Source organism: Paenibacillus sp. FW507-14B1B (genome assembly GCF_058781425.1).
In genome coordinates this window covers 1,543,025-1,555,786 of sequence record NZ_JBYSWS010000001.1, presented here as the reverse complement: position 1 = coordinate 1,555,786, position 12,762 = coordinate 1,543,025, and the positions used below count along the sequence as shown (strand labels likewise).

The window sequence follows — 12,762 nt, the reverse complement described above, 5'->3', positions numbered from 1 at the left end:
TAAGCGAAGTATAATTGCTTAATTGAGCAGTCTTTTTTGATGTGTTGATGTGAATGAAGGGGTTGACTAAGGGCCTGATAGGGACGATTTATAATGGTTTATAAATAAGTTTCTTATTTGTGTTTCTAATGGTAATGCAATCCAAACGTATGTTCCTTCTATTCTCAGATATGCTATACTAATAGACATCATCTTATAGGTTGAAAGTATAGGGATTTCAGCTTAAGAGTCAAAGATTATCTGAGAGAATACGATTGTTAGACATGATTTTTTTATATATAGAACAGGGTTTATGTATCGAACAATAGGCTTGAGTATTAAGGAGGTATGACATGTCGTTGCATTTTGTTATCGGGCGTTCTGGAAGCGGGAAGAGCACCGCTATATGTGAAGAGATTACAAGACGACTGGAGGAGGATCCTCAAGGTAAGCCGATTATTCTGATCGTACCAGAGCAAGCCTCATTTCAAGCGGAGAATATGCTAGTCACTTCTGGGAAAATCAAGGGGAGTCTTCGTGCCCAAGTACTAAGCTTTCGTCGATTGGCTTACCGGGTAATGCAGGAAACGGGCGGTGCTGCCAAGATTGCAATTAGTGAAGAAGGCAAGCGAATGATGTTATACAAGATCATTCAGCATCGTAAAGAGGAACTTAAATTGTTTGGTGCGTCAGGGGAACAGTTAGGTTTTGTAGGTAAGCTAAGTGATTTATACACTGAAATGAAAAGATATTGTATTGATTCTGCCTGTATTGAGGACCAACTTACTTATTTGACCTCTGTCGCAGGAAGCTCTCCTATGCTTAAGCGAAAGCTTGAGGATGTAGTAATGTTATACCGAGATTTTGAACGCGAGCTATCCCCACTTTATATGGATGAGGAAGATACACTTATTACGCTTGCTGAAGGGATTAGTCGTTCATCATATATCAGCAATGCTGATATATGGATCGATGGTTTCCATGGCTTTACCCCACAGGAATACGCAGTGCTTAGGGAACTGATTCAGCACGCTTCGTCGGTAACCGCTGCTTTGACATTGGATAAACCTTATTCAAGTGGTGCAATGCCGCATGAATTAAATTTATTTCATCCAACCGCTACGACATATGTAAAGCTACAAGGAATTGCAGATGAATTGGACATAGAATCTTCATACACGCTGCTTCAGGAAGATACACTACCGCGGTTTAAGAATTGTTCCGTACTTGCGCATTTAGAACGTGGTTATGACCGGAAAGTACGCTTTCGCTCTCATGAAGAGAATGAGGGTGATACGGGCTTAGCGATTTATGCTGCTGCGAACCGTCGTGCTGAAGTGGAGGGTGCAGTTCGTGAGATGATCCGATTATCCAGGGAAGAAGGAGCAAGATACCGTGAGATGGCAGTGTTTGCCCGTAATCTAGGCGATTATGAATCTTTAATCGGGCCACTGTTTCGCGAATACGATGTGCCTTATTTCCTTGATCAAAAGCGAAGTGAACTTCATCATCCGCTTGTAGAGTTTATCCGTTCGGCTCTTGATGTCGTCCAGCGGCGCTGGCGTTACGATGATGTTTTCCGATGTGTCAAAACAGACTTTCTGCTCCCTCTAGATGGATCACTAACCAGAGAGGATATGGATGTATTAGAGAACCATGTACTGGCTTCTGGTATTCAAGGTTCGCGTTGGACCGATGGTCGACCTTGGAAAGGCATACCTAGCCTGTCTCTGGAAGATGGTGCTGAGGGGACTCGTCACAGCAAAGGACTCCATCACATAGAGAATTGCCGTGCGGCGATTACTGGCCCGCTGTTTGCTTTTGAGAAGAGAATGAAGAAAGGCGTAACAGCGCTTGATAAATGTACAGCTGTTTTTAAACTGCTTGAAGAGGCTAAGGTGCCGGAGAAGCTGGAGCTGATGAGTAGAGCGGCACTGGATAGCGGTAAGCCTGAAGAGGCTAGAGAGCATCGCCAGATATGGTCTGCTGTGCTGGATCTTCTAGATCAGATCGTTGAAATGATGGGAAGCGAAAAACTGAGCACAGAAATGTTTACAGGTGTGCTGGATACAGGTCTAACCGAACTCAAAATGTCACTTGTACCGCCGTCTCTTGACCAGGTACTGGTAGGCAGCATGGATCATACCCGTTCGGGTGGCGTTAAATATGTATTTTTATTGGGCGTGAATGACGGGGTTGTTCCGGCTCAATTTCAGGATGATGGCATATTGACAGAGCAGGAGCGGGTTACGCTTGAGAGTTCTGGCATGGAACTAGCTCCTAACATTTCACGTCGACTTCTGGATGAACGTTTTCTTATATATACGGCTCTAACCAGTGCCAGCCACCGGTTGTGGGTTAGCTATCCGACTGCTGATCATGAGGGGAAAGGACTGCTGCCATCGGAGGTCATACGACATTTGAAGAGCATGTTTCAGTTGAATGAACAGGTGCTCTATGCTCAGCCTCATGGTGCGCAAGCTACAGAGGAACAAGGACGATTCATAGCTGGAAGTGGGAAATCCCTCGCTTTTCTTGTAGGTAGACTTCGAGACTTTAGGAATGGAGGGAACCTACCGCCTTTGTGGTGGGAAGTATACAATTGGTTCGCTCGTAATGCGGAATGGAAAGATCAACTGGAAACAATGTTGTCCTCACTTTCATATCGCAATGAAACGAAGACGCTAAAGGAGAATACGAGTCGACGCTTATATGGTAGTAAGCTTCGCACAAGTGTGTCGCGGATGGAGCGTTTTGTAGCATGTCCCTTTTCCCATTTTGCTTCACATGGACTTAAGCTGAAGGAGAGACAACTTTACCGACTTCAAGCTCCTGATATTGGACAGCTGTTTCATGCTGCGCTCAGTGATATGGCTTCTCGGTTTCAAGAGCAGCATCGAAGCTGGGGAGATCTGAGTGCGGATGAATGCCTTCGCGAGGCGGAGTCGACGGTAGATCGGCTCGTTCCACTCTTACAAGGTGAGATACTACTTAGCTCGAAGAGATACGGCTATATATCCCGCAAGCTTAAAAATATTGTAGGCCGCGCTTCTATCATATTAGGTGAACAATCTCGTCGAGGCAGCTTTGAACCGGTTGGCTTGGAGTTAGATTTCGGGCCCGATAAACCTATTCCTCCACTAGCTTTTGAGCTACCTAATGGAGTGATGATGGAAGTGGTCGGCCGGATTGACCGTGTTGATATGGCGCGCGGAGAGAATGGAATCATGCTTCGGGTTATTGATTATAAATCGAGTCAGAAGGATCTAAAGCTGCATGAAGTGTATTATGGATTGTCACTACAGATGCTGACTTATCTGGATGTTTTACTTACATTTGCTGAAGATTGGTTAGGAGAGACTGCTCTTCCTGCAGGTACACTTTATTTCCATGTTCATGATCCTGTTCTTCAGTCACCGAACGGAATGAATGCAGATCAAGCTGCTGAAGAGCTTTTGAAGCGATTCAAAATGAAAGGATTGCTTCTTGCGGATCGTGAGGCAGTCTCCTTAATGGATTCTGCTCTGGACAAAGGGCACTCAGCCATTCTTCCTGTTGCCGTGAAGGCAGATGGTAGCTTCTATAGCAGCGCCGCAGTGGCGACTCCGGACCAGTGGCATACGCTACTGGGTGCGGTAAGAGAGAATATTGTACGGATTGGATCCCGGATCACGGGTGGTGAAGTGAATATTGAACCTTACCGAATTGGACAGGAGACTGCTTGTACCCACTGTTCATACCGACCGGTGTGCCAATTCGATGAGTCGATGGAAGGAAGTCAATATCAATTATTAGGTAAACCAGGCAAGGATCAGGTGTGGAATCTGCTTGCTCAGATGAAAGGAGGAGACGGGAGTTGAACGATATCATGACGAAACCGGAAGGAAGTATGTGGAGTGATGATCAATGGAAAGCGATCGCTCTTAGTGGTGACGATATTTTAGTTGCCGCTGCTGCAGGTTCCGGTAAAACCGCCGTACTAGTTGAGCGCATTATTCGCAAAATCACGGATGAAAGTGCGGGTTTTAGTGTAGATCGTTTACTCGTGGCAACCTTTACGAAAGCAGCGGCGGCAGAAATGCGTGAACGTATTCGGGAAGCACTTGATCGAGAATTGGAAAAAGATCCAGACAATGAGCATCTTCGCCGGCAACTTGCGCTGCTGGGAAGGGCCTCAATAACAACGCTTCATTCCTTTTGTATGGAAGTGATTAGACGCTATTATCAACTAATTCCCTTGGATCCTAATTTTCGAATATTAAATGAGCATGAAGCTGAGTTGATGCGGCAGGATATTTTGGAGGAGCTATTCGAAGAAAAATATGGTGATGCTGAGAATGGTGGAACATTCCTTCAGCTTGCTGACTGGTTCAGCGGGGAACGCAGTGATGATGCGTTGTACCGACTCGTGCAGCGACTGTATAATTTCTCACGCAGTCATTCTTGGCCAGATCGGTGGCTCCGGGATACGGCAGCTGCATTTCAGGTGGAGGATACGACAGCGCTTGGAGAGACCGCTTGGGTTCGTAGTATTCTGACGGATGCACGTCTGGCATTATCGGGGGCCGTTGGTCTGCTTGAGCAGGCAATGGCAGTTGCACTTCAGCCGGGAGGACCAGCGCCATATGCCGTGAATCTCGAAGAAGATAGATTTTTGATTGATTCTCTGATTGAAGCGGTAGACACGAAGCCTTGGGATCAGCTTTATGATATGTTTCGAAATGTGTCTTTCGGTAAGCTAAAATCGGTCCGCAAGGATGATGTGGTACCTGAACTGCAGGAGCGCGTCAAAGAACTTCGTGACACGGTCAAAAAGATGGTTAATGAACTTAAAACCGCGTTGTTTGGACGTCCGGCTTCTGAGTTTGTGCATGAAATGCAAACAGCGGCTCCGCTTATGAATGAGCTGGTGGAGACGGTGATAACTTTTGCAGACCGATATCGCGCGGCAAAGGCAGCTAAAAGCACCGTGGATTTCAATGATTTGGAGCATTATTGTCTTCAAATCTTAAGACATAAGGACTCAGATCCAGATCATCTTATGCCTTCAGATGCAGCGCTCGAATATCGGCAGCAGTTTGATGAAGTGCTGCTTGATGAATATCAGGATACGAATAGTGTTCAGGAAGATATCGTCCGTTTGATCTCGAGAGAGTCACCGGGTAATCGATTTATGGTTGGTGATGTGAAGCAAAGTATTTATCGTTTCCGTTTGGCGGAGCCTGGATTATTCTTGGACAAGTATAAAAAGTTCGGTACTGGTGATCAGGAGGAGTATGATGCTTCAGAACGCCTAGATTCGCTTGAATCTTCTGGCATTCGAATTGATCTCGCTCGCAATTTCAGAAGCCGGATGGAAGTCGTTGATGCTGTGAATATGCTATTCAGGCAAATTATGAACGAATCGGTTGCCGAGATTGCTTATGATCATCGTGCTGAGCTTGTATGCGGTGCCTCCTTCCCGGAGGTGGATAAGATTGCCGAGGTAACAGAAGAGGATACATCCGAAAAGAGGGAAGAGCATTCGTATGCACCCGAACTTCTCCTCATAGACCGTCTGGGTCCAGAGTCTGAAGATGTGAAGGATGAAGACACCTCAGATTCAGAGGGCTATCTTCCCGAGGCTGAGCGTCTGGAGATGGAAACCGCCCAACTGGAAGCTAGGGCGATTGCTCGCCGAATTCGGGCGATGACAGGAGAGAATGGCAAGCCTTTGATGGTGTTTGATAAGTCATTGAAATCTATGCGACCAGCGCAATATGGGGATATGGTAATCCTGCTCCGCTCCGCGATGGTGTGGGCCCCCCTGATTATGGAGGAGCTTCGACAGGAAGGTATTCCATCCTTTGGGGATCAGAGCAAGGGGTACTTTCAAGCGATTGAGGTCGAGATTATGCTCTCTTTACTTCAGGTGATAGACAATCCACGGCAGGATATTCCGCTTGCTTCTGTGCTCAGGTCTCCGATTGTGGGATTAACGGAGGAGGAGCTAGCCCAGGTTCGCCTTTGCGCTTCAGGAGCTTTCTATGATGCTCTTTCCGAAGCGGTTGCCGGGTATATGCCGGATCTATTTGATACAGATATGAACACCGGTTCATGGCTTGCGGGACTTGAGTTACCGGGATTTGCCGAGGCTGCAGCAGGTGTGGCAGATTTGGTGGACGGTCAGAATCACAAAATAAGTTCAATCTATACAGAGAATGTAAGCGATGAACGACCTGTTATATCAAATGAGCTTTTCAAAAAATTGAAGAAGTTCATGGAGAGACTTCATAGTTGGCGTAAAGATGCACGTCAAGGAAGTTTAAGTGATCTCATATGGCGGATTTACAGTGAGACGGGGTATCTGGATTGGATTGGTGGTCTACCTGGTGGTGCGCAGCGTAGGGGGAATCTGACGGCGCTATATGACCGGGCTGTGCAGTATGAACAGGACACTTCATCCAGAGGTTTGTTTCGTTTCCTAACATTTATTTCTCGCTTGCGTGATAATGGTGGAGATTTAGGGGCTGCAGGAACAACGGAGACCCAAGGAAATGCTGTACGTTTAATGACCATTCACAAGAGTAAGGGCTTAGAATTTCCTATCGTGTTTGTGGCTGGTATATCGAAAAAATTCAACCAACAGGATTTGAATGTACCTTTCCTGATGCATAAGGAGCTCGGTTTTGGACCGAAGTATGTAGATGAAAAGCTGAGAGTCAGTTATCCAACACTGCCGAATCTAGCGATTCGTCGTAGATCCCAGCTCGAATTACTTGCTGAAGAGATGCGTGTACTTTATGTCGCGCTTACCAGACCGAAAGAGAAGATGGTGTTGGTTGGAACGCTGAAAGACCTTCCGAAAAAAATAAGCAGTTGGGCGCAAGCTGATCATGTGCGGGATCTACTCCTTCCGGATTACTTACTTGCGCGTGGACGGAGTTATCTGGACTGGATCGGACCGGCAATTATACGTCATCCATCTGCGCGCATTTTGAGAGAGGCTGCTGGTTTAGATACACTTGATCACACCCCTTTATCTTCAGATAGCACAAGGTGGGTTATTCATTTGATGAGTTCTGAATCGCTTGCTGAGACAACTATAGTTTCGGAGGAGGAAACACAGAGCCCAGACAGGTCTGATAAAGAAGCGGCACTGCATAAACTTGAGCCGGTTGCCGATATTGGGTGGAATGAAGAGGGCAGTCTTCAAGAAATGAGACAAGAGATATACCAACGCTTGAGCTGGTCTTATCCATATGCAGAGCTAAGTGGGATCCCTGCGAAAACATCCGTTTCGGAGATGAAAAAACTACTGACCATGCAGGATAGTCCTTCGCTTGATATGATGGAGGAAGCGGCTGTCCACAGACAGCAGGAGGACAAACAGAAAGATAATGCTCAGTTCACTTTCCAACTGCGAAGACCAAAATTCATGGAAAATAAAGCCCTGACCCCAGCAGAACGAGGGACGGTTTATCACACGATAATGCAGCATATGCCTATTAGTCATAATACCGATCTCCCTGTCATAGAAGAGACAATTGCAAAGCTTACGGAGAATGAGACGATCACCAGAGTACAAGCGGAAGCGGTGAGACCAGAAGACATTCTAGGTGTTTTCCATTCACCAGTAGGTGAGAAATTGATTGAGGCACAGCAAATTTGGCGAGAAATGCCTTTCTCTTATGGCCTTTCGGCTGCGGAAGCCTATCAAGGCTTAGCCGTTCTAGGAATCGCAGACAGTACTAGGATAACCGCTTCAAACCGTGATCAGCTGTTTGAAGAAGAGACTGTATTAATCCAGGGAGTTGTGGACTGCTTGTTCAGATATAATGGACAATTAGTCCTGCTGGATTACAAAACAGATCGGGTACTTGAGCACCGTGGAGGTATTGAAGCATTAACAGAGCAGTATCGCTTCCAGCTGGATTTGTATAGCAAAGCACTCGAGGACATATTAGGCGAACCAATCTCTGAAAGATGGCTCTATTTTTTCGATGATGGGGGACACGCTGTACTCATATAGTTAATATCGTTTGAATGTGAATAGAAACAAACAACAATGCTCCTTGATACCATAGGTTTCAAGGAGTACGTTTTCAGTAGGGAGGAGAATGAAGCGTTATGCGGATTTTGCATACGGGTGACTGGCATTTGGGTCGTACCCTTGAAGGACGGAGCCGTTTGGCAGAGCAAGAAGCGTTTTTGGATGAGCTCGTTCATATGGCGAATGATCAATGCGCTGATCTCATATTGATGGCGGGTGATGTATACGATTCGGTCAATCCGCCAGCAGCAGCAGAGCAGTTGTTCTATGATGCTGCCGCCCGGCTGACAGAAGGAGGGCGTCCGCTTGTTGTTATTGCAGGCAACCATGATCAGCCTGAACGGGTATCTTCAGTAACGCCTCTTGTATCTAAACGAGGAATCACTTTAGTTGGGCTTCCTTCGTCGGAAGCTATAACGGTCACCACTCCAAGAACAGGTGAGATTGCTAAGATCGCGGCACTTCCATATCCCTCAGAAGCAAGGCTGAATGAGCTGCTAACCGCGGATGGAAATGAAGATGAACTTCGCCGAGCATATAGTGAGCGGGTCGGTAAACTGATGCAGCTAATGGCGCGTGATTTTTCACCAAAAACCGTAAATTTGGCCATGAGTCATATTTACGTGCTTGGAGGACTAGAGAGCGAGTCAGAGCGACCGATTCAAGTGGGGGGCGCGTATACAGTAGATCCATCTGCTCTTGCTATGGGCGCTTGCTACACGGCTTTGGGGCATCTCCACCGCCCTCAAGCTGTTAAAGGTGAAGGGATTATACGCTACAGCGGATCGCCGCTGGCATACAGCTTTTCCGAAGCTGGACAAGCTAAATCTGTAACGATGATAGATGTTTCACCTGGATGCACACCGGTGATCGAAGAGCTATTCCTCAGTAGTGGTCGTCCGCTCGTTCGCTGGAAGGCGAAGGGGGGGCTTCAGGAGGTATATCGGTGGCTTGATGAAGAACGAGATATGAATGCTTTTATTGATCTGGAAGTGTCATTAACCGAAGCTATGGGACTCGCAGATATCCAGCGTTTACGTAAAAGCCGTGATGGTATCGTGCATATTCGACCGATCTATCCTGAAATGGAGGCGCTAGAGCTTGAGATCGAACGCTCACGGATTCCTTTGCCTGATTTGTTCCGAAAGTTCTATCAGCGTCAGACCGGAGGAGCAGAGCCGGATGACAGCTTGGTACATTTGTTCATGGAACTTGTGGATGAAGAAGAGTCAGCAGGGCAGGAGGTGACAGAATGAAGCCGATATTGCTGAAAGTAGCGGGCCTTCAGAGCTATCGTGAACCACAGGAAATAGATTTCGAGAAGCTGTGCGAGACGGGATTGTTCGGGATATTTGGACCGACGGGTAGTGGTAAGTCAACACTGCTTGATGCCATCACCTTGGCCATGTATGGCAAAGTCGAGCGGGCGGTAAACGGAACACAAGGTATTATGAATCATTCAGAGGACAGTCTGTCCGTTTCATTTACCTTTGAACTAGCTTCAGCAGATGGGCCGGAGCGCTACCGGGTTGAACGCAGATTTAAGCGGGTTAACGAATTATCTGTAAGCAATACAATTAGCCGCTTTGTTGCCATTACAAGTGAAGGTGAGGCTGTAATTGCGGATAAGCTGGCGGATGTCACAAGATGTGTCGAAGAGAAGATTGGTCTTAAGATGGACGACTTCACAAGAGCGGTTGTGCTACCTCAAGGTAAATTCGCAGAATTCCTATCCTTAAAGGGAAGTGAACGGCGTCAGATGCTTCAACGTTTGTTTCATCTTGAACGTTATGGTGACCAGCTTGCAGTCAAGTTGAGCCGAAGAGTGAAAGACAATGATGGGGCTCTTAGATCCTTGGAGGCGGAGCAGCAAGGTCTAGGAAATGCAGGTAAAGAGGCTTTAAATGAAGCTGAAAAAATGCTCTTAGAAGCGGCAAAACACGCCGGTGAATCCAGAAAACAGTTGCTTGCTGCCACCGAGCGTAGTGAGCGTATGAGTAAAGTGCGAGAGCTTGACCTTGAGCAGCGTCGATTGAGAAGTAAACTAGATGATCTGTCGGCCCGTGAAGAAGAGATGAAGAACTATGAGCGGCAACTCGAGCTTGGTGCAGCTGCCAAGCAGCTTGTTCCTGTACTGGACACCCTGCGCGAATCTGTAAAGACACATGGCCAGCTTTTGGAAAAAGCGGAACTGTTATTCAATGCAGCAGAACAGATGGAAGTGGTAGCGCAGCGTGCTACTGTGGCGGATGACGCAGCAGCGGAGGTATTGTCAGCAGAGGAGCCGAAGCTTGTATTACGAGCAGAGCAATTGGAGCAAGCAGCTGCGTTACAGCGCGAACGGAATATTTTACAGCGTGAGCTTTCTGAACTAACGGAACAGCGAGTGAAGACAAGAGAGTTACTTAACAAAACGAATGAACAGTTATATAAGGAACAAGAATTGCTAGAAAGAGGTAGAAAACGTAGGGATGAATTAAAGGATTCCCTGAAGCTGTTAGAGACACGTTCCCAAGATCGTCAAATGCTGCATGACGCGATGCATAAGCGACAATCAATCTTGCTTGCAGAAGAGCAATTAACAAAAGCTGAGGCAGAAGTAAAGGGACAGCGTGCGAAGCTGAATAAGGCGGAAACAGAACTACAGGAAACACGAACTACTGAAAAAGAATTCCAGCAACAACTGGAAATCTTGGCTGCTGAGATATCGCTGCTTCAGAACTCGGCTACTCATGCCGTGAAATCTGTTGATGATGGATCGGCTCAGGCAGCATCAGTATTCAAAGCGATGAATGAATCCCTTCGAGAACAGCAGCTTCATGCTTTATCTCTCTCGCTTGCTTCTGAACTTCGTGAGGGAGAGGCTTGTCCGGTATGCGGAAGTGCTCATCATCCTGCACCCGTTCAGCCAGAAGCGTTGTCAGATCACTCCGGGGAGCTTCAGCTTGAGCGTATACGCCAAGTCCAAGAAGAAGTGCAAGAGATTCGACTAGTACTGCGTCAGCAACTGAATGAGATCTCAAGTTTACCAATCCCAGCATCAAGCTGCGAGAAAGTGGCTACTGAGGAGATTTCTGTACACATTGCTTTAGGTGAAGCAGCTGCTGGTCTGGTTATCGATCAGGCTTCCAGTCGTAAGCCTGCCGATGAGCTTTCTAGTCTTGAACAATTCGTAGAAGCATTGAAGGCCTTTACCTCAACTCAAGCTTCTATTCTCCGTGAATATAGAGAGAAGGCGACATTGTTACAGCAAAAGTTAGCTACTCTACAGCAGGAGTTGGCCAAACGTTCGGCTTCTGTCGAGAATGCAAATTCGTTATTTGAACAGCTCAATACAAAGTTAACTGGATTGAAAGATGACATAAAGGCATTGAAGCAGGTATGGGAAGAAAGTTATCAAGGGCTCAGTCTACAGGAAGTTGAGAGTCGATTCAAAGAGATGCAGGAACGTGACGCTAAAGCGGAATCTGTAAAAGATGGCCTAGAGCGCAGTGTTCCCTTTTTGGAAGAAAAGAAGCACGTAGTACTTCATCTGGAGGGTCAGGCTCGCGAACTGGAAAAGCAGTTAATTCAGTGGGATGCTCAGGATCAAGGCAAACAGGAACTGTTGCAGGAGAAAGAACATCGGCTCCGGACGTGGATTGGAGACAGTTCGGCAGAGGAGTTACTGCAGGAATGCAAGCAACGTCTTCTTGATCTTAAATCGGCAGCGGAGCATGCTAGACAGGAACGCCGCAAAGCCGAAGAGGCGAAGCAGCAAGCGGCAAAAGATGCGGCCATCGCGAAGCAAGCAGCTGATTCAGCGGCAGCGCATGCTAAGGCGGCTGAAGAACGCTGGCTGACCCAGCTTAAGGACTCGCCGTTTGCTACAGAAGAAGGGGTTCTTGAAGCCTTTATGACTCCAGAAGAAACGGATAGACTATCCGTACAAGTCCAAGCTCATCGGGAAGGACAGCGTGAATGGTCCCTGCGACTTAAGGATGTTGAGTCGAAGCTGAAGGGAGCTCAGTTTAACGAAGCGGATTGGCAAGAATGTTGTCTGCAACTTGAACATTATCGTCAATCAGATGAAATGGCGATTCAATCCAAGGCTCGTGCAGAAAGAGATCTTGAAGACCTTCGTACACGCCATGTTCGTTTTATGGAGCTTGAAGAACGCAGATTGATGCATGCTGAGGAAGGGGAGCGGCTTTCCAAGCTGCAGTCTTGTCTTCGGGGGAACGCGTTCGTAGAATATGTTGCGGAAGAGCAGTTAATGCAGGTCAGTCAATCCGCGTCACAGCGCTTGAGATTCCTCACGAAGCAGCGTTATTCCTTGGAAGTAGACTCTGGCGGTGGATTTGTTATTCGGGATGATGCCAATGGGGGAGTTCGCAGGCCTGTATCAACACTTTCTGGTGGAGAAACATTCCTAACTTCTCTATCCCTTGCACTTGCGTTATCGGCCCAAATTCAACTGAGAGGCCAGTATCCACTTCAGTTCTTCTTCTTGGATGAAGGGTTTGGTACACTGGATCCGGAACTACTCGACACCGTGATTACTTCGCTTGAAAAATTGCACAACGATCAGCTTACGGTAGGTATCATTAGCCATGTACCAGAGCTTAGAGCGCGTCTTGCACGAAAATTGGTCGTGCGACCAGCTGAGCAAACCGGTGGTGGCTCACAGATCATTCTGGAGACAATGTGAGAATGAATTTGCGTCGTGACTTTTTTCACAGAGACAGTTACATGGCGCTGTTATAATACAG

Annotated in this window: 4 protein-coding genes; all 4 read left to right on the top strand. The window is 47.0% G+C overall.

What is annotated here, in order from left to right; genetic code table 11:
• Positions 1 to 332 precede the first annotated feature (332 nt).
• Positions 333 to 3,839 (top strand): helicase-exonuclease AddAB subunit AddB, encoded by a 3,507-nt coding sequence (gene addB, locus AC3WJJ_RS07465; RefSeq protein WP_492539278.1) that lies wholly within the window; start codon positions 333 to 335, stop codon positions 3,837 to 3,839.
• A gap of 8 nt (positions 3,840 to 3,847) precedes the next feature.
• Positions 3,848 to 7,990, top strand: a complete 4,143-nt coding sequence (addA, locus tag AC3WJJ_RS07460) for a helicase-exonuclease AddAB subunit AddA (protein WP_492539630.1) — start codon at positions 3,848 to 3,850, stop codon at positions 7,988 to 7,990.
• A gap of 98 nt (positions 7,991 to 8,088) precedes the next feature.
• A complete protein-coding gene (locus tag AC3WJJ_RS07455) occupies positions 8,089 to 9,267 on the top strand; it encodes an exonuclease SbcCD subunit D (RefSeq protein ID WP_492539276.1) in 1,179 nt (392 codons plus the stop codon).
• Positions 9,264 to 12,701 carry an SbcC/MukB-like Walker B domain-containing protein gene (locus tag AC3WJJ_RS07450; RefSeq protein ID WP_492539274.1) on the top strand — a complete coding sequence of 1,146 codons (3,438 nt, stop codon included), beginning with the start codon at positions 9,264 to 9,266 and terminating at the stop codon, positions 12,699 to 12,701. Before AC3WJJ_RS07455 ends, AC3WJJ_RS07450 begins: the two co-directional genes overlap by 4 nt.
• Positions 12,702 to 12,762: the final 61 nt, after the last annotated feature.

Excerpts from the sequence above, each read along its gene's own strand:
- addB (WP_492539278.1), top strand. The coding sequence starts at position 333 with ATGTCGTTGCATTTTGTTATCGGGCGTTCTGGAAGCGGGAAGAGCACC.
- addA (WP_492539630.1), top strand. The coding sequence starts at position 3,848 with ATGACGAAACCGGAAGGAAGTATGTGGAGTGATGATCAATGGAAAGCG.
- AC3WJJ_RS07455 (WP_492539276.1), top strand. The coding sequence starts at position 8,089 with ATGCGGATTTTGCATACGGGTGACTGGCATTTGGGTCGTACCCTTGAA.
- AC3WJJ_RS07450 (WP_492539274.1), top strand. The coding sequence starts at position 9,264 with ATGAAGCCGATATTGCTGAAAGTAGCGGGCCTTCAGAGCTATCGTGAA.